We start from the raw sequence: 18,380 nt of genomic DNA, 5'->3' as shown, positions 1-18,380 counted from the left end.
TTTTTTATGAACTCTATTTTATTTTAGTTTACAATTTCATCGTACATCGTGTTCCATCTTTTATTGTCCTCAAGATATGGAGCACCAATATTCATTACTTCTTTGGCTTTATCTACCTGACGATCTTCTTTTAGGGCTTTAGCTGTTTCGTACAAGCCAAGCATAAAGATTTGTTTATCTGGTTCAGACCAACTATTGATATCCGCAGTAGCAATTAATTCATCCCCTGTTTTCCATCTTGCATTGGCAGTAGATCTATCATTTCTCCTGTAACGTAAAGCACCTTCTAAATAGTAAACCGGAGCGTAATCACGACCAAATTTATACAGTCTCATGACCCAACCAAAAGCACGTCGGTGCTCATCATTTTCTACCTCATTTTGAATGATTTCCAGCAAAGACAACTTTAATTCGTCAATAAATTCAGCATGTTTTTCCTGAACCTCTCCATTTTTATCATTTCTTAGCATTTTCCCAATGGCATTAAAGGAATCTTTATAAGCATTTTTATAAGCATCACCTCTGTCTGCTTGAAATGAAATTTTATAAAGCCCGTAAGCAAGGTAGTAATAGGGTAGAGCATCTTTCTCTGTAGAACTCTTCAAGGTGTATCTTTCTGCTTTTTTGATTAAGTCTTCCCATTTACCGTCTGCTTGAATAATTAGTAAATCATCATAAGTGTTTTGAGAAAAAGCACTCATTGAAATAAACAAAGTGGTAATAACTGTAAGTAATCGTTTCATTTTTCTTAATTTTTTTAATATTTAGATTCAAGAACTATGCCTAAATAATATAACAATCTTTTTATGGTAAAATCACCTATTCAACACCTAATAATACGTAATATTATAGATATGGATACATATTCCTAATAGAAATCATGATTTTTTATCCTCAAAGAGGTATTTCCATTGTTTTAAATTAGGAGAGTGTTCAATAATTACTTTAATCACTGCTAAAAGAGGAACCGTAAGAATTAGTCCTAGAACACCTGCGATAGCTCCAAAAATTACCAAGCTAATGATAATAATTAATGGATTCAAATTGACATTGTTTCCCATTATCTTTGGGGTAATCACGTTTCCTTCTAAAAACTGAACAACAGCAAAAACACCAAGGACTCCTGCACTATACCAAATTGAATCTTTTGTCAATACAGCAATAATAACTGGAATTGTGGCACTGATGATAACCCCAATATAAGGGAGTGGTGTGAGTAAAGCGGTCAATATTCCTAAAAATAGAGCGTATTTTATTCCCAATAATAGTAAACCGAGATAGGTGAGTACTCCAACGGTTAACATCACCAATAGCATTCCTTTTAGGTATTGGAACAAACTGTGTTTAACATCATCAATGATTTGGTCACTGTCTTTACCATTGTCTCTTTTTCTTTGCGCTTCCGTAATAAATTTGTAGACATTATTTCTGTACATCAGCATAAAGAAAATATAGATTGGACAGGTGATCAGGAAAACTACAAAGTTTGTTACTCCTTTATATCCGCCTTCAATAACTGTAATTAAACCACCTTTCAAAGATGAAATATAGTTTTTTAGTGTTTCCACTTCAATTCCAATCATGTTGCTGAAGGAGTTGAGGGTGATGTTTTCTGGGTCAACATTTAAAAAACTTTCGTTTTCTTTCATCAGTTTGGGGAGTTCAGTGACTATTGATTGACTTTGAACTACTAAAACTAAAATTAATCCGGAAAGAAGGATGAGAATGAGAAACACCGTTAGAAAAACAGAGAAAGCTTTGCCCATTTTAATGCGCTCAAAAAACTTCACCATGGGAAGAAGAATAAGCGATGCGATTCCTGAAAAAAGAATAGGCATTAACACAGAGCCAAAGAAATAAAAAGCCACAACAATAAATGCGACAATAAATAAACTCTTGGCTGTCCTATCAATGGAGTTGTTTCTAATCATAGATTATCATTTAGCACTATCAATAAGTAAATCTAATATTTTTATTGCAGAAGATGAGATTTTGGTCCCTGGTCCAAAAACTCCAAATACCCCAGCGTCATATAAATAATCATAATCTTGCTGTGGAATAACACCACCTGCAACAACCATAATGTCTCCTCGACCTAATTTCTCTAATTCTGCAATAATTTGAGGAACCAATGTTTTGTGACCAGCAGCCAAGGATGAAACTCCAACGACATGGACGTCATTTTCAACCGCCTGTTTTGCAGCCTCCTTAGGAGTTTGGAATAAAGGACCGATATCAACATCAAATCCGATATCTGCAAAAGAAGTAGAAATTACTTTTGCTCCACGATCATGACCATCTTGTCCCATTTTCGCTACCATAATTCTAGGTCTACGACCTTCTAATTTAGCGAACTCGTCTGCTTTCGCTTTGGCTGTGTTAAAATCGTTATCTTTCATAGATTCACTTGAGTATACCCCACTAATAGAACGGATGGTAGCTTGATATCTGCCGAATGATTTTTCCATCGCCAAGGAGATTTCTCCTAAACTCGCACGTTCCCTTGCACAATCAACAGCGGCAGCTAATAAATTCCCTTCACCTGAAGCAGCAACTTTTTCTAATTGCTCTAAAGTACTTTGTACTTTGCTTTCATTTCTATTTTTACGCAATTTATTTAAACGTTCTATTTGAGAAAGACGCACTTTGGTGTTATCAATCTCTAATATATCAATGGTTTCCTCTTCGTCAAGTTGATATTTATTCACTCCAACCAATACATCTTTACCAGCATCCAATCGGGCTTGTTTTCTTGCCGCAGCTTCTTCAATTCTCATTTTTGGAACTCCGGTTTCTATAGCTTTGGCCATTCCTCCAAGTTCTTCAACTTCTTGAATTAATTCCCATGCTTTTTCAACCAATTCATCTGTGAGCTTTTCAACATAATAACTACCTCCCCAAGGATCAATGAAATCTGTAATTCCTGTTTCTTCTTGAAGGAAGATTTGTGTATTCCTAGCAATTCTTGCTGAAAAATCTGTTGGTAATGCAATGGCTTCGTCTAAAGCATTGGTGTGTAACGATTGCGTGCCGCCAAATACAGCGGCCATGGCTTCTATACAAGTTCGTCCAACGTTGTTGAAAGGATCTTGTTCAGTTAAACTCCAACCAGAGGTTTGACAATGTGTTCTTAAGGCTAATGATTTTTCACTTTGAGGGTTAAATTGTTTTACAATCTTTGCCCAAAGCAATCTTCCTGCACGCATCTTAGCGATTTCCATGAATTGATTCATCCCAATTCCCCAGAAAAAACTCAATCGGGGAGCAAATTCATCTATTTTTAATCCTGCGTTGATTCCTGCACGCAAATATTCTAAACCATCGGCTAAGGTATAGGCCAGTTCAATGGAAGCTGTAGCTCCAGCTTCTTGCATATGGTAACCTGAAATAGAAATAGAATTGAATTTCGGCATATTTTGAGAAGTGTATTCGAAAATATCCGAAATAATTCGCATTGAAGGAAGAGGAGGGTAGATGTAGGTGTTCCTCACCATAAACTCCTTCAAAATATCGTTCTGTATGGTTCCCGATAATAGCTTTTTATCGACTCCTTGTTCTTCAGCAGCAACAATGTAAAAAGCCATGATTGGAATCACTGCGCCGTTCATCGTCATCGAAACAGACATTTTATCCAATGGGATTTCATCAAACAATAATTTCATATCCATAATAGAGTCAATGGCTACTCCTGCTTTACCAACATCACCTTCTACACGCTCATGATCTGAATCGTAACCTCGATGTGTGGCCAAATCAAATGCTACTGAAAGTCCTTTCTGTCCAGCTTTTAAGTTTCGTTTATAAAAGGCATTAGATTCTTCAGCGGTTGAAAACCCAGCATATTGTCGAATTGTCCATGGTCTTGCAGTGTACATTGTTGAATAAGGTCCTCGCAAATACGGAGCTATTCCTGAAACAAATCCTAATTGTTTTAAAGCTGAAATATCTTCAAATCGGTAAAAAGACTGTAAGTCGATTTTCTCCGCAGTTTCGTGGGATTTAACAGGACTTAAAGCTTTACTTTCTTGAGGCTCTTTAGGAGCCATTTGGCTAAAATCTATTTTCTTCATATTAAATTTCAACTTTACTATCTTTTTCTAAAATTAAAGGGGCTCCAAAAGGAGTGTTTACTTCCACTTTCCAATCAATATCTGAAGGATCATCATTAAAGTATTTGTTTACCCCAATCAATGTATTCTCTTTGTTGTTAATTAGTTGAATTCTTTTATTTGCAACTTCATGTACCTCCTCGGTAAGGAAGGAGCTACCTTCTTTTTCCAAACGTTGGAATAATTTCCAAGCATTATTTCTGACCTCAGAATAGATATCTTCAATAACATATGCGCCTCCTGCAGGGTCAATTACCTTGTCTAAATATGACTCTTCTTTCAATAATAACGCTATGTTGAGCCCTAATCTTTGCGTTTTTTCTAAACTTTGATCTGTTGACCAAGCGTTATATGGACGAATGGTTAATTCATCTATTCCTCCTAAAACTGCTGATAAGGCTTCAGTCGTTTGACGTAATAAATTGTTATTGGGGTCTTTTAGTGATTTGTTTAAAAAACCAGTTTCCGCTTCAATATAAGGAATTGAAGTACAAGCATGTTCAGGTGAGTATGCATCAACAATCGTATACCATAAAGAACGAAAAACTTTAAATTTCGACAACTCAAAAAAGAAGTTGCTTCCAATTCCAAATTGAAATTTAATCTTTGCTGCAGCATCATCGATTGAATGTCCGTTTTCAATCAGTTTATACAATGCTTCATGACCTTTGAATAGAGCGTAAGCAATTTCTTGAGTGACATTTCCACCTGCATATTGAACATCGATAGCTTTGACAAGCACACTTCTGGTATTATTCAATGTTCCAAAAGATGCATTTTCCGTATTGATTGCTGTTCCATAAAGTTTATCTTCGTCTGCTAACTTTTTTAACCAATCAAATTGTTCTTTTGTGGAGTAGTAGAAAGTAGAAACAATGTGTTCGAATCCAATATCTTTGCTCAACTTGTCGAGATCTTTAACTGTAAATTCTCTTAAATCAATCTTTAGACCAGTCGCACCATTCATCAGTTGTTTCAAAGCAAATGCATTCATTTCTTCAGGTGTTCCATGTGGAATAAAAACGCAGTTATTCCAATCATTGTTCTCTATTCTACCTCCTCTAGAATAACTTGCTTGTCCTGGAGTTGTATGCTGTTTATTGTTTTCCTTGGCAAAACCATAAGAAGTATAGTTTACCTGCTCAATTGGATGGGTCTTATGTAAAACATCTTCAATACTTTTTCCTTTCAAATCTACTTTGACTTTCTCCAGCCATTCTTGTTCAGTAGTTGTCGGAAATTCTTTATAAAAACTGGTCATAATTATGGTAATTCAATTTTTATCAAAAATAGAAAATATTTAAGGTTCTGTATCGCCTAAGTGCGCTAATTAATGAATAATTGAAGAATATATTTTTTCTATCCCCTCAATTAGTTGAAGATTAGTGAATCAATAGGACTAAAAGTGAAGGATGAAATGGGATAAATAGCCTACTAAAAAATGTACAATCGTTTCAAAAATTTAGTAAGGTGAAAATGGCTATTTGCAACTTAATTGCATTTTGTTTGTCGTAAATTAGGATTTTTAAAGATCATTTCTTATTTTAGTAAAAACTGGAGAAAATCTAGTTATTTGTTTAATTAATATGATAAATTAGGATTATGGGTAGACCGCCAACAAGACCAGCGAAATTAAAAGATGGTTTTTATATAGAAGTAAGAAACGAGGGATCAAAAGCAAACGGTATCAAGATAAGACGTGATACAAAAGAAGAAATGCTAATGGCCATAGAAGATTACAATAGAATTAAAGATGTTACTGTTTTAGGTGAGCTCAAAAATGACAAATGGGTCAACAAAAAAGAAGCGAAGAAAAAAAAGTAACACTTATTGTTTAAAAACTTGAAAAGCTTTCCAATTCGGAAGGCTTTTTTTATTGCCTAAACAGTTGAAATTATGAAAGGAATGTAGATTTTTATGAGGAGTCGAAAAATTGATTTGAATATCTTACTGTTTTTAAGCTCTTAAAGAAGCTAAACTTTCTTAATTTTATTTTAAAATTGATTAATGTATAAACATCAAGGCCGGAAAAGGACACTACATGATAATCTACGGATTGCCATTATATTATCATTTGTTGCAGGAATTGTAAATGTTTCAGGTTTCCTCTTTCTGAAGCAATTAACCACTAATGTAACTGGACATTTTGCATTGTTCATTAATGATGTAGCTAATTTTGAATTTTGGCACGGTACCGTTTATCTTTTGTATATCCTTTCTTTTTTGATGGGGTCATTTGTTTCGAGTTTCCTCATTGAGTTTTTTAAAAGAAATAAACGCCTAAATGTCTATGTAATTCCCGTCTTCATTGAAACTGTTATTCTTGTTACAGTTGCTGTGCTCGCAAGTCTCGTGCTCTTCGATTATCCGGATTTAATAGCTTGTCTATTGCTGTTTTCGATGGGACTTCAAAACTCCTATGTAACAAAGGTGTCAGATGCAGTGGTAAGAACAACGCATTTGACAGGATTGTTTACAGATTTAGGCATTGAATTATCCTATTTGTTGTTTAAAAAAAGATATCCAAACAGATCGAAGATTAAAGACTCTATTCGGCTAAGGATTTACATTATTTCATTTTTCTTTATTGGTGGTATATTTGGCGGTTTTGTTTACTCAACTTTAGCGTTTGAAATGTACACGCTCATTTTTGCTGCAGTAGTTTTAATTGCAAACTTGCTTTATGATGGAATAAAATTTAAAGTAGTAAGCATGAGAAGAAGAAACTTTAGAAAGAGATTGAAGTTGCGTAATCATTAATTATTGAACTTTTTATAAAACGGTTATTGATCATGAAAAACAAACAGTTTTTGCCTTGGATTATATTATTTCTGACCCTTTTGGGAAGTATTCCTATTATTCTACATAATAAAGGTTATACAAGTGCTCGAATTATAGGTGTTTTGGTTGTTGTTTCAGCGATAGCAGCCCTTTGGTTTTGGCGAGTAAATACCCGTAAAAAGTCGCCTAGAAAAGAAAGGGTAAGACTTTCTGTTAATGATAAGCACTGGTTAAAGGAAAAGATATCATTCTACAAACGATTGAAAAAATCAGATCAAATTATTTTTGAAGACCGTGTTGGAATTTTCTTGGCTGATGTGATCATCACAGAGATAGGGAAGGAACAAACAGAGAAAACAACAGCATTATATGTCGCTTCGAGTGCAGTAATTGCTTTTTGGGGTTTACCTTATTTCAATTATGGGAATCTTCGTGAAGTGTTGGTGTATCCTTCCAATTTTGATATGGATAATACCCTAAACAAACATGGAGTAGTCAATGGAAAGGTTCATCATGGTGGATTGATGAATAATACTATGATTTTATCTTTACCTGCTTTGGTAAAAGGGTTTCAAATTGACAATGACAAGAAAAATGTTGGGATTCATGAGTTTGCCCATTTGCTAGATAAATCCAATGGATCTATCGATGGCGTGCCTGAATACCTTGGTGAAGAAGACAAAAAGATTTGGATTCAATTGATGAAAGATGCTATGGATAAAATCAATAACGATGATTCCACAATTCCAGCATACGGAGGAACTTCTGAAGCTGAATTTTTTGCTGTAGTCACCACTTATTACAAAGAGTGTCCTCATTTACTAAAAGTAAAGCACAGACCATTGTTTGAGTTTTTGGAGGCTTATTTTAACGATGAGAAAAACAAGCAATAGATGAACTTTAAATTAAAAACGCTCTTTTAACGTTTTCCAACTCTACCTCAACTCTATCTTTAAGTGTTGTAGAAAGGGTGAGACCAACATAGTCGCAACGGATAGGAAAACTCCTGTGTTTTCGGTCCACAAGTGCAACGGTTTTTACTCTTTTTGTCGGACGCTCTAACAATTTTATTAATGCGTATTGCATTGTACGACCAGAATTAATTACATCATCAATGAGAATGATTGTATTATTGTCAAAGGCTTCAATTGAAATTGTCGTAGAAATATCATGTTCGAGCGGATTTTTTTTATCGATGATTAATTCAGAAACATGTATTTCTTGCTCACCAATTTTTTCCAGTCGTTCTGCTAACTCTTTAGCAATTTCAAATCCATTTCCTTTAATTCCGACGAGAAATAATTTCTCATCATCGAAGTTGTTTTCAACTATTTCATAAGCTATTCTGTCAAGCTTTTGATTAATTCGTCTTTCGTCGAGTACAAGTGTATTCATTGTGATTATCGTTTCCTATTTCTAATCCATTGTTGAAACTCAGCAGCGTTTCTATTGTGTTGCTCTATGGTTTTAGCAAAATTATGCAATCCATCTCCTTTAGGTTTTGCACACATGTACATGTAATCGTTGTTTTCTGCATTCAACACTGCGTCAACAACTTCTGCGGGAGGGATAAATATTGGTCCAGGTGGAAGTCCAGCGTATAGGTAGGTGTTGTATGGACAATCTCTATCTCGGTGTTCATAGGTTAATCTTTCCACACCGTCAAGTTCATCCCCCCAGCAAAACCTAAATGTTGGATCTGATTGCAATAGCCAGCCTTTTCTGATGCGATTCAAATAAAGTCCAGCAATTGTTTTCCATTCTTCAGGATATTTATCTTGTTCTTTGTAAACAATGGAGGCTAATGTTACGGCCTCGGATTGTGATTTTAGTCCAGCTTGTTTCAATTTCTCCAAGCGCTCAGGGGTCCAGAATTTTTTAAACTCCTGTGCCATTCTTTGGATGAATTGTTCGTGGTCGGTATCCCAAAAAAGGCGATAGGTGTTGGGTAAGAACAAAGCGCTAACTGTGGCCTCATTAAATCCATATTTATTCAAGATTGAATCAGAAAGCATGTAGTCCATAAATGCTGTACTATCCATTTCTATTTGTTGAGAAACTTTGCTGGCTATATCTCTGATGTCTTTACAGTTATTGAATGTGACTTCAACCTCTACTTCTTTATTTCCATTCCCAAGATTATTCAATGTAAAACCGTTGATTAGGGTGTTGTATTCAGTACCTGGTGCGATAATAAACTTTCCAGCAGCCAGCCTTTCATCTTTAAATTCTTTATAATCCAAAACAGCTTGGAACCCGTCAAGATCATCAATGATGTTTTGTTCGACCAAAAGTGATTTGAGTTGTTCAAGATTTGTGTGTGTAGGAATGTAGAAGTCGACATTTTCTCTGTTCAAGGTCTCTTTTTTACCTCCAAAATATGCATTTATTGAAGTACAAGCACTGAACAAAAGAAATAAGCCTATTACAGACAAAAGCTTTACTCCGGAATTTAAACTCATCATGATTTAAATAAATTTTTGGTAAAAATAAGCATCGATTACTTTAGATTTAAACTTATACCATTTCTTTTTTGTACCAGTTCTTATAAAACCAGCTTTTTCAAAGAGTTGGATGCTTGCTTCATTATCTGCTTGGATATCACAAAACAGCTGTTCTAACTCCAATCGGTTCGAAGAAAACGCAGCTAAAAGCGCTAATGCTTCTTGTGCATACCCTTTTTTTCTGTTTTCTTTATTGGCAATCAATATTCCCACACCAGCCCTTAGGTTTTTAAAATCAATTTCGAACAAATCTATCGTTCCAATGGCCTGATGGTTTTCGTTAAGACAAATAATAAATCTTAATTGTTGATTTTGTCGCACATGGCTTGCGTTTTTCACGTAATGTTGCAATTGATGTAGGGAGAATGGCGCTTCTGATTCGCTGTAGCGCCAGTTTTCTGTATCATTTTCCCACAAAAGGAGAAGGTTCACGTCGGATTCCTCGATTTGTCTGAGATATATGTTTTTTCCTTTTAGCATTATCCTTCAAAGATACAATTTTCAATCTCATAAAGTGAATATTTCTTCATTCCATAATAATATGGATTGGGAAATGATTAAAAAACCTCTTGAATTTAAACGTTGATAAACTTAAATTGAAATGCGTCCATCGAATACTTTTTCTGCAGGTCCAATTAGATAAATAGATTCAAAAGAGCGATCAAAACGTTCTGCTCTCACTGCAAGTTCACCTCCTTTAACATTGATTTTAACATCGATATCATCGTAATCTAAAACGAGTGCATAAGCCAATGCGACAGCTGTCGCTCCGGTACCACAAGAGTAGGTTTCATCTTCAACACCACGTTCATAGGTCAACATATTCAAATGATTGTCTTCAAGAACTTCAACTAAATTTACATTGATTCCTTTCTCAAAATATTTATGTGAAAATCGAACCTTTTTACCATATTCAACTATATCTTCATCATCTAATTCCGCAACAAACTGTACATAATGTGGACTTCCAGTATCGAGAATAAAAGCGGTTTCATCTTTTGAAAAGTTGGCAACATCATTCATTTTTAATGAAATTAATTCACCTTCTATGGTTGCTGAATGAATTCCGTCAATAGCCTCAAATTGAGCTTTATCTTGAAATAATCCCAATGAACGAGAATAATGAACTGCACACCTTGCGCCATTTCCACAAAAGCTTTGTGAGCCGTCAGAGTTATAGTAAACCATTTTAAAGTCAAGGGTAGAATGTGAATAAATTAAAATTATTCCATCTGCGCCAATACCAAAGCGTCGATCACAGAGTGTACTAATTTCTTCAGCCGAAAGATTGAATTCTTTTACTGATGTACAATCTACCATTATGAAGTCATTTCCAGTTCCTTGGTACTTTGTGAAAAAAAATGTCATTTCAGTTTTAAGCTTTTAAATTGTTTTGACTTTGGGAGTAATAGGCTCATGGAGTCAGTATTCAATATTATTTGGTCTTCTTGGTTCCCTATTCGCAAAGAAATAGATTCATTCGGATTAAAACCAAATAATTTCAGCTTATTTCTTGTCAATTCATAACCGGTAAGGTTGAGTGGACTTTGCCAGAACTCTACTATAATATCTTTAGCAAAGGCATTGCTTTTTAATTCGAGAAGCGCTGAGACATCAGTCGAATCGAGAGGAACTTCCTCAAGTGTATAGGTTTTCTTAGAGATCAGTACTTCTTTGATAATAATTTCTTCAGTATCATCCTCGATATGATCTATTGAGTTGTATATGTTGTGGTTAATACTATCTACTTGAACAACTTTTTCTGCTCTTTGAATTGAGTCAGCAGGAAGTGGGTAATGTACAATCTTTTCTACTTCTACGGTGTCTCTAACAATTTCTTTTTTTACTTTTTCAACAACAACCGTTTCAGTTTTGGTTTGAATTTCTTGCGGTTTTGTTAGGAATGCATTGATGGCGTATCCGATTCCGATACCTCCAATTAGAATAAGTAGATATGTAACTCCTTGTTTCATTTATTATTATATGCTCAAAAGTCTGCAAAAATACATAAAAAGAATGAATAATTGCTTAACAACTTTTAACGCATTTTCATTAACAAAAAAGAAACTTTGGTGTTATTATTGGGAATGCTAAAATGATCATTAAAAAAACAAACAATATGAAGAAAAATATGAAGTCAATAGGTCTTGGTATCCTAGGAGGAGCCTTACCACTAGTTGTGTTTTTCATGTTAAATTCTAACGGTATAAATAGTGACACAACAAGCAATAATAAAACAATAGAGGAGACGAATGCACCAGTCTCTAAAGTCAATTTTGTACCATCTCAAATCGATGAAAAATTGGACTTTACTAAAGCTAGTGAAGAAAGTGTTCATTCTGTCGTTCACGTTAAAACCAAAGTTGTTCAGTCCTATGTTCAACGAGACCCTTTTTTAGAGTTCTTTTATGGACCTGGAGCTGGACGAGAGCGTAAACAATATGGAAGCGGATCTGGTTCAGGGGTAATCATCACTGAAGATGGTTACATTGTTACCAACAATCACGTGATTCAAAATGCAAGTGAAATACAGGTGACTTTAAACAACAACACCACGTTTGATGCAGAAATTATTGGAACAGACCCTTCAACAGATATTGCTGTACTTAAAATCAATAAAACTGGATTGCGTGCAATGCCTATCGCCAATAGTGATGATGTAAAAGTAGGGCAGTGGGTATTGGCAGTAGGGAATCCTTTCAACTTAAACTCGACAGTTACAGCGGGTATTGTATCAGCAAAAGCGAGGAACATTAACATTATTGGAAGTCAGAATAAGGAGATCATTCCAATTGAATCATTTATTCAGACCGATGCCGCTGTAAATCCAGGGAACTCAGGAGGAGCATTGATCAACACTCAAGGACAGTTAATTGGGATAAATACTGCTATTGCCTCTCAAACAGGAAACTATGCAGGATATTCTTTTGCTGTTCCTTCACGATTGGTTACGAAAATCACCAATGATTTAATTGATTATGGGATGGTTCAACGTGGATTCTTAGGGGTACAAATTCAAGAGATTACACAAGACCTTATCAACGATAAAGATTTAGAAGATTCAAAAGGAATTTATATCGTAGGAGTCAATGAAGGTTCTGGTGCAGACAAAGCAAAAATCAAAGAAGGTGATGTGATTTTAAAAGTCGGATCGAAAGCAATTAATTCAACGGCAGAACTTCAAGAAGCCATTGGACGAAGAAGACCAGGAGATATTGTAACATTGACCATTCGTCGAGAAGGAAAAATCATGACCAAGGATGTCTTATTGAAGAACATTGAAGGGAATACAGAATTAACTTCGAAGGCAGAACTAGAAAAACATTCTGCACTTGGGGCAACATTTGTGGAATTGACGAATAAAGAAAAGAAGGAGTTAAACATAGAGCATGGTGTTAAAATCTCCTCCATAACCACTGGGAAATTACGCGCCAATGGCCTCACCAAAGGTATCATCATTACCAAGATAAACAACGAAGATGTGAAAAGCGTAGAGCAACTTACATCTTATTTAAAACGCAAAGATAAAAAAGGTGTGTTACTCGAAGTGATGTCAGAAAGTGGTCAGAAAGATTATGTTGGGTTTGGTTTGTAACCTTTTCATGAAATAACCGTTATACAAGCGCTCTTAAGCAAAAAGTTTAAGGGCGCTTTTTTTTTATAAACATTAGAAATAAAAATTTGCATGAACTTATATTTTGTAGTATAGTTTTATTGGTGTAAATTTGCCACACTTTATTTCACATTATTTAATAAGGACTAGAAAAACATGAGACAACTTAAGATTACAAAGTCGATCACTAACCGCGAAAGTCAATCCCTAGATAAATATCTTCAGGATATCGGTAAAGAGGAATTGATTACCGCTGATGAAGAGGTTGAGTTAGCAAGAAAGATTAAACAAGGTGACCAACGCGCCCTTGAGAAACTAACCAGAGCAAACCTCCGATTTGTTGTCTCCGTAGCAAAACAATATCAAAATCAAGGCTTAACACTTCCAGATTTAATTAATGAAGGTAACTTAGGTTTGATTAAGGCCGCTCAAAAGTTTGATGAAACACGAGGATTTAAATTCATTTCATACGCAGTATGGTGGATTCGTCAATCAATTTTATCTGCATTAGCTGAGCAAGCACGTATTGTTCGTTTGCCATTGAACCAAGTAGGTTCTTTAAACAAGATCAACAAAGCATTCTCTCGTTTAGAGCAAGAATACGAACGTCCACCTTCAGCTGAAGAATTAGCAGAAGCATTGGAAGTTCCAGAAGATAAAATTAAGGAAAGCATGAACGTTTCAGGACGTCATGTATCTATGGACGCTCCTTTATCAGCCAATGAAGATGGAGGAACATTGATGGATGTGATGGCGAATGGTGATTCACCTAAAGCTGATGCTTTGTTAATGTCTGAATCATTACAAAGAGAAATCGAACGCTCACTTTCAACTTTAACAGATAAAGAACGTGAAATAATTCGTTTGTTCTTCGGTATTGGAATGAACCATGGATTAACATTAGAAGAAATTGGGTCAAAATTCAATCTGACCAGAGAACGTGTGCGACAAATTAAAGAAAAGGCTATACGCCGACTGCGACACACTTCGCGAAATAAACTGTTGAAAGCTTATTTAGGATAAGAAATTTCGGGGCTGCTATTATTAGCGGCCCTTTTTTGTACGTAATAATTAACAATCAATATATAAACAAAAAAATATGAATACTTCAAACGGGTATGAAGAACAATTAGACGCTCACGTAAAAAGAGAAAGAGCGGCTGTAAAATTAGCTAGTAAAACCGGTCAACTTCTTTATGATAAAGGAGTGGAGTTAGTATTATTTAGAAACCACCTTGTCAGCTTAACTGTTTCTGAAATCATGAACTTACATGAATATTCAAGAAATGTTGTTCAAAAGCCAATTGATGTGTTTACAACATCTGATTTGGCCGAGGCACTTTTGTCTATTGACCTTGCGCCGTCAAAATTAGACATCGGACGTTTAGCCTACGAATACCAGGAGGCAAAAGATAAATACAGCAGTAAAGATGAATTTTTAAGAGACACATTAAAAAACTTTATTGGTCAAGACAAATTCTCAATGGAGCCACGTGATGTTGTGCTTTATGGATTTGGACGTATTGGTCGTTTGGCAGCTCGAGAGTTAATAAAACAAGCAGGGAAAGGACAACAATTGCGATTAAGAGCCATTGTTACAAGAGATGTTTCTGATGATATCATTAAAAAACGTGCAGCTTTATTCAAAAACGATTCAGTTCACGGAACTTTTGATGGAATTGTAGATGTTGATGTAGAGAACAAAGTATTGAACATCAATGGAATGAAAGTTCAAATGATTGAAGCAAAGAACCCAGAGGACATTGATTATACTCAGTATGGAATCAACAATGCATTGATCATTGACAATACAGGTGTATTTACAGATAAAGAAAGTTTAGGAAGACACCTTCAAGCCAAAGGAGCAGCCCGTGTTATTTTAACCGCACCAGGAAAAGGAATTCCAAACATTGTTTATGGAATTAATCAAGGAGAATTGAATTTAGAAGAACAAAGAATTTTCTCTGCAGCTTCTTGTACAACCAATGCAATTTCACCGGTTCTTGAAGTAATCAACAATAAATTTGGGGTAGTAAAAGGACATATTGAAACAGTTCATGCTTATACCAACGATCAAAACTTGTTGGACAACATGCATAAGAAACCAAGAAGAGGTCGTTCTGCTGCAATCAACATGGTTATTACTTCTACAGGTGCAGGTAAAGCAGTTACTAAAGTAATTCCTGCATTAGAAAACAAGTTGACTGCAAATGCTGTTCGTGTACCTACACCAAACGGATCTTTGGCCATCCTTTCTTTAGAATTAGGAAAAGAAGTTACCCTTGAAGATGTAAATAATGAAATTAGACATGCTGCATTAAATGGTAATTTAATTAATCAAATTCATTATTCTATAGACGAAGAATTGGTTTCAAATGACATTATTGGAAACACATGTTGTTCTGTATTTGATTCCCCAGCGACTATCGTTTCAAACGACAAGAAAAACGTAGTACTTTACACATGGTACGATAACGAGTTTGGTTATACTAAACAAGTGATTCGTTTAGCTAAGTACGTAGCGAAGGTGAGAAGATTGATTTATTACTAGGAAAAGTAAGTGAAGAGATAATGAAAAGCCCTAACATATAGTTAGGGCTTTTTTAATGTCTTAGTTATTTTGTTGGAGTAGTGGTCGAAACTAAATAACACCTTAAATCATCGAGGAGTATACGAAGATAACCCATTATCTTGAGGATAGAATCCTAATCCAGATTGACTATAGTAAGATAATTAACACACTACCTTACATCATGCACCTCCAACTCATACATCAAGGTACTATTGGCAGGAATTAGATCTGTTTTTTGTGTGGCATAGCCCAATTGCGGTGGGATAATGATATGAATACGACCTCCGTTTTTTAACATCATCAAAGCATCTTGCCATCCTATAATGAGTTGACTTACTTTATAGCTTATTGGATCGTCTTTACCAATTATTTGAAAAACATTCCCATCTAAAAAAGACCCTTTGTATGAAAATGTAACTTGGTCTTTGTAAGCAATTGTTTTTTCACCTTCACCTTCTTCAAGAATCTTGAAGTAAAGTCCATCTTCGGTTTTCTCCATTTCAATTCCAGTTGAATCAAGGTAAGCTTGAATTTCTTGATCAAATCCAATTAAGTCATTCTCTGAATAGGTAGTACAACTAGTTATAGAAATCAATAATGCTATGCATCCAATCCACTTCATATTCTTATAATTTTACAGGAGTTAAAGTATATCCTTCAGCCTTTAGCAATTCAATTACACCTTCTGGGCCTCCTAAATGAGCAGCACCAACGGCAATAAATGCTTTATTCTTTTTGATTATTTTTTTTATAGGAGCTATCCAATTTTTGTTGCGCTGATTTAGAAAACTTTCTTCGAATTCTGGTGAACTCATACCTGAACTAACAGTATATTCATGGATGGCGTTGATGTCTTGGGATAAATACACATCAATTAACTTTCTTGTTTCACTGTTGTCGTCCTTGTCCGATCTTAGTGTCTCCATGATCATATTTACTTGATCTTCGACAGAAAGTCCATCAATAAAGCCCATTTGTTCCTCAATGGTTTCAAGACCTAAAACTTCAATTTCATTGGACTTAGCAATTTTCTCTAAAGTCATTTCATAACTCTGAGGGTTTTCTCCAAAAGCATCTTTTGTAAATAACTGCAACAAAACAAAAGGCTTCATTTTGCCAAAAGCCATTCTCATTTTAGCCTCATCAAATCCCAATTCTGTTTCTGTATATGTAAATAAAGAATCCAATTGTTCTTTATTAAAATAATCAAACATTGTCCCCGTGTCAAGCATCATCAATTGCATCGCTTTCATTTGCTCAGACAGACCACCAATTTCCATAACTAGAATATCAGATCCTTGGACTTTTTCTTTTAAAGTTTCAGGAAATAAGAAATCATCATTCGGAATCAAATGCATTGTTCCAAAAATATAAGATGGAGATTTTACTTTTTTTCCTGTTACTTCCCACAACAATGAAGAAGTTGGAGTGTCTTGTGCAATTCCGAAATGAACAGCAAAAATGAAACTTGTTAATAGTAAGATTATATTTTTCATGCTTCTTTTTTTAATTGAACCAAAAATGAATTTGCGTCATCTTCAGCGAGTAATGTTAATTTTAGACCAGCCGCCTTAGCTATCTTTTCAAAGTTTTCCAAATCTAAATAAATCCAATCAAACCAACCACTTTCTGTGCCTTTGTATTTCATGTTAAATTTAAATTCGCCATAATAATTCGCATTTAAATCGACCCAAAGTCCACCTTCATCATCTTCAAAAATGCTTTGAACATCAGTAGAGTCACAGAGAATACTTCCGCCTGGATTCAATAAACTTGCCAAATGTTCCAAGAAAGGCTGAACTTCATTAAGGTGACCAGCTAATCCAATTCCATTCATCAATAACAAAATGGTGTCATATTGACCTGTATTGAATTCTTGAATTCGTGCAGAGTAGTGGGTTGCTTGTGGTAATATTGCTTGCAAATAGCGGTGTGCGATAGGACTGCTTTCTATGGTCGTTACATCAAATCCTTTCTTCGTTAGATATTTGGCGTGTGGACCGGCCGCAGCACCAACATCCAACACATTTCCTTTACATTGCTCCATTGCTTTAATTTCAAGGAGAGAGAAAGTATCGAATTGGCGAAAAAGTACGTCAATAGGCAAAATATCATCTTCCACAAGATCTGATTCTACAGTGATGTCTTCAGGATCGTTTTTCGTGTGGTAATCCCAGATTGCATTTCCTATTGGGTCTTTAATGTCCATTTTTAAATGTCGTAATCGTCAATATTGTCGAACTGACCATTTCCAAATTCATCATCAAAATCATCAAATCCAAAGTCATCTGCGTTTGGATCTAAGTCAGTTTCAAATTTCATATCATCCAAAGCTTTTGGACCTTTATCAATTAAATCTTGGGGAATTTCGCCAACTTCAAGTACCAATTGAGGGAATTCAACTTCTTCATCTGTAATTTCATGAAGTTCTATTAAGAAAATCCACATCGATAAGAAGTCATGCACCAAAATAAATCGTTGTTTTGGATCGTGAATTCTTTCCTTTAATTCAACGGCGTTCATTTCAATTGGCGATTCCTCTTCATCGTTACTGCCAAAAGACATGTCCATTAGAGAGATTTCCTCTCCTTTATTCCAGTCTTCATCACTAACGAAAAATGATGCCATTTGGTCATTTGGAAGTCCAAAAGCATCAAGAATAGTATTGTAAAAATGTTCGAAATTTAAATCATCGCTGATTAAAATATCTCTAAAAATTTCTTTGTCTTCAATACTATCGAGTAAAATTCTAAATTTCAGTCCTGCCATATCTACTTTTGCTATTGAACAATTGACGAAGT

General features: G+C 35.0%; 19 protein-coding genes. 6 read left to right on the top strand and 13 right to left on the bottom strand.

Going from position 1 to position 18,380, the window contains the following annotated elements; all coding sequences use genetic code 11:
• Positions 1-23: 23 nt before the first annotated feature.
• From ACN0U3_RS05240 to ACN0U3_RS05225, 4 genes are all read right to left on the bottom strand, one after another.
• Positions 24-743 carry a hypothetical protein gene (locus ACN0U3_RS05240; protein ID WP_417265407.1) on the bottom strand — a complete coding sequence of 240 codons (720 nt, stop codon included), beginning with the start codon at positions 741-743 and terminating at the stop codon, positions 24-26.
• Positions 744-878: 135 nt separating this feature from the next.
• Entirely contained in the window at positions 879-1,931 is a 1,053-nt protein-coding gene (locus ACN0U3_RS05235) for an AI-2E family transporter (RefSeq protein ID WP_299205582.1), read from the bottom strand.
• A 6-nt stretch (positions 1,932-1,937) separates the two neighbouring features.
• The gene (gene scpA, locus ACN0U3_RS05230; RefSeq protein WP_417265491.1) at positions 1,938-4,046 is read right to left on the bottom strand and encodes a methylmalonyl-CoA mutase; all 2,109 of its coding nucleotides are present in this window, start codon (positions 4,044-4,046) and stop codon (positions 1,938-1,940) included.
• 25 nt (positions 4,047-4,071) lie between these two features.
• Complete coding sequence (locus ACN0U3_RS05225) at positions 4,072-5,370, bottom strand: methylmalonyl-CoA mutase family protein (protein WP_417265406.1); 1,299 nt, start codon at positions 5,368-5,370, stop codon at positions 4,072-4,074.
• A 341-nt stretch (positions 5,371-5,711) separates the two neighbouring features.
• Between ACN0U3_RS05225 and ACN0U3_RS05220 the strand changes: the two genes are divergently transcribed.
• The 3 genes from ACN0U3_RS05220 (at position 5,712) to ACN0U3_RS05210 (ending at position 7,783) form a co-directional block, all read left to right on the top strand.
• A complete protein-coding gene (locus ACN0U3_RS05220) occupies positions 5,712-5,933 on the top strand; it encodes a hypothetical protein (protein ID WP_299205579.1) in 222 nt (73 codons plus the stop codon).
• A 183-nt stretch (positions 5,934-6,116) separates the two neighbouring features.
• Complete coding sequence (locus ACN0U3_RS05215; RefSeq protein WP_417265405.1) at positions 6,117-6,869, top strand: YoaK family protein; 753 nt, start codon at positions 6,117-6,119, stop codon at positions 6,867-6,869.
• 32 nt (positions 6,870-6,901) lie between these two features.
• On the top strand, positions 6,902-7,783 hold the full coding sequence (locus tag ACN0U3_RS05210) for a M90 family metallopeptidase (RefSeq protein WP_417265404.1): 882 nt from the start codon (positions 6,902-6,904) through the stop codon (positions 7,781-7,783).
• A 7-nt stretch (positions 7,784-7,790) separates the two neighbouring features.
• Here ACN0U3_RS05210 and ACN0U3_RS05205 read toward each other — a convergent pair whose 3' ends face one another.
• The 5 genes from ACN0U3_RS05205 to ACN0U3_RS05185 all read right to left on the bottom strand — a co-directional run bounded on the left by ACN0U3_RS05205 (position 7,791) and on the right by ACN0U3_RS05185 (position 11,367).
• Entirely contained in the window at positions 7,791-8,285 is a 495-nt protein-coding gene (locus ACN0U3_RS05205; protein WP_417265403.1) for a phosphoribosyltransferase family protein, read from the bottom strand.
• A gap of 5 nt (positions 8,286-8,290) precedes the next feature.
• The gene (gene mltG, locus ACN0U3_RS05200; RefSeq protein ID WP_417265402.1) at positions 8,291-9,355 is read right to left on the bottom strand and encodes an endolytic transglycosylase MltG; all 1,065 of its coding nucleotides are present in this window, start codon (positions 9,353-9,355) and stop codon (positions 8,291-8,293) included.
• A 3-nt stretch (positions 9,356-9,358) separates the two neighbouring features.
• A complete protein-coding gene (locus ACN0U3_RS05195) occupies positions 9,359-9,874 on the bottom strand; it encodes a GNAT family N-acetyltransferase (RefSeq protein ID WP_299205573.1) in 516 nt (171 codons plus the stop codon).
• A gap of 111 nt (positions 9,875-9,985) precedes the next feature.
• Entirely contained in the window at positions 9,986-10,762 is a 777-nt protein-coding gene (gene dapF / locus ACN0U3_RS05190) for a diaminopimelate epimerase (protein WP_417265401.1), read from the bottom strand.
• On the bottom strand, positions 10,759-11,367 hold the full coding sequence (locus tag ACN0U3_RS05185) for a hypothetical protein (protein ID WP_417265400.1): 609 nt from the start codon (positions 11,365-11,367) through the stop codon (positions 10,759-10,761). The genes dapF and ACN0U3_RS05185 overlap by 4 nt, the downstream gene beginning before the upstream one ends.
• A gap of 146 nt (positions 11,368-11,513) precedes the next feature.
• Between ACN0U3_RS05185 and ACN0U3_RS05180 the strand changes: the two genes are divergently transcribed.
• The 3 genes from ACN0U3_RS05180 (at position 11,514) to ACN0U3_RS05170 (ending at position 15,558) form a co-directional block, all read left to right on the top strand.
• Positions 11,514-12,989 (top strand): Do family serine endopeptidase, encoded by a 1,476-nt coding sequence (locus tag ACN0U3_RS05180; protein WP_417265399.1) that lies wholly within the window; start codon positions 11,514-11,516, stop codon positions 12,987-12,989.
• Between the two features lie 174 nt (positions 12,990-13,163).
• Entirely contained in the window at positions 13,164-14,030 is an 867-nt protein-coding gene (locus tag ACN0U3_RS05175) for a sigma-70 family RNA polymerase sigma factor (RefSeq protein WP_299205568.1), read from the top strand.
• Positions 14,031-14,106: 76 nt separating this feature from the next.
• On the top strand, positions 14,107-15,558 hold the full coding sequence (locus tag ACN0U3_RS05170; RefSeq protein WP_299205566.1) for a glyceraldehyde-3-phosphate dehydrogenase: 1,452 nt from the start codon (positions 14,107-14,109) through the stop codon (positions 15,556-15,558).
• A gap of 190 nt (positions 15,559-15,748) precedes the next feature.
• Here the strand turns inward: ACN0U3_RS05170 and ACN0U3_RS05165 are convergent, their stop codons facing one another.
• Genes ACN0U3_RS05165 through ACN0U3_RS05150 form a run of 4 tightly spaced genes read right to left on the bottom strand, consistent with a single transcriptional unit; the run spans position 15,749 to position 18,348 of the window.
• Positions 15,749-16,201 (bottom strand): FKBP-type peptidyl-prolyl cis-trans isomerase, encoded by a 453-nt coding sequence (locus ACN0U3_RS05165; protein ID WP_417265398.1) that lies wholly within the window; start codon positions 16,199-16,201, stop codon positions 15,749-15,751.
• A gap of 4 nt (positions 16,202-16,205) precedes the next feature.
• On the bottom strand, positions 16,206-17,075 hold the full coding sequence (locus ACN0U3_RS05160) for a TraB/GumN family protein (RefSeq protein WP_417265397.1): 870 nt from the start codon (positions 17,073-17,075) through the stop codon (positions 16,206-16,208).
• The gene (locus tag ACN0U3_RS05155) at positions 17,072-17,788 is read right to left on the bottom strand and encodes a class I SAM-dependent methyltransferase (protein ID WP_417265396.1); all 717 of its coding nucleotides are present in this window, start codon (positions 17,786-17,788) and stop codon (positions 17,072-17,074) included. Before ACN0U3_RS05155 ends, ACN0U3_RS05160 begins: the two co-directional genes overlap by 4 nt.
• A 2-nt stretch (positions 17,789-17,790) precedes the next feature.
• Complete coding sequence (locus tag ACN0U3_RS05150) at positions 17,791-18,348, bottom strand: IS1096 element passenger TnpR family protein (RefSeq protein ID WP_417265395.1); 558 nt, start codon at positions 18,346-18,348, stop codon at positions 17,791-17,793.
• Positions 18,349-18,380 lie beyond the last annotated feature (32 nt).

Source organism: Brumimicrobium sp. (assembly GCF_048268645.1).
In the GTDB taxonomy this organism is placed as follows: domain Bacteria; phylum Bacteroidota; class Bacteroidia; order Flavobacteriales_D; family Crocinitomicaceae; genus Brumimicrobium; species Brumimicrobium ulvae.
Note: the sequence above shows the minus strand (reverse complement) of the source record. Positions and strands in the feature narration are given on the sequence as shown.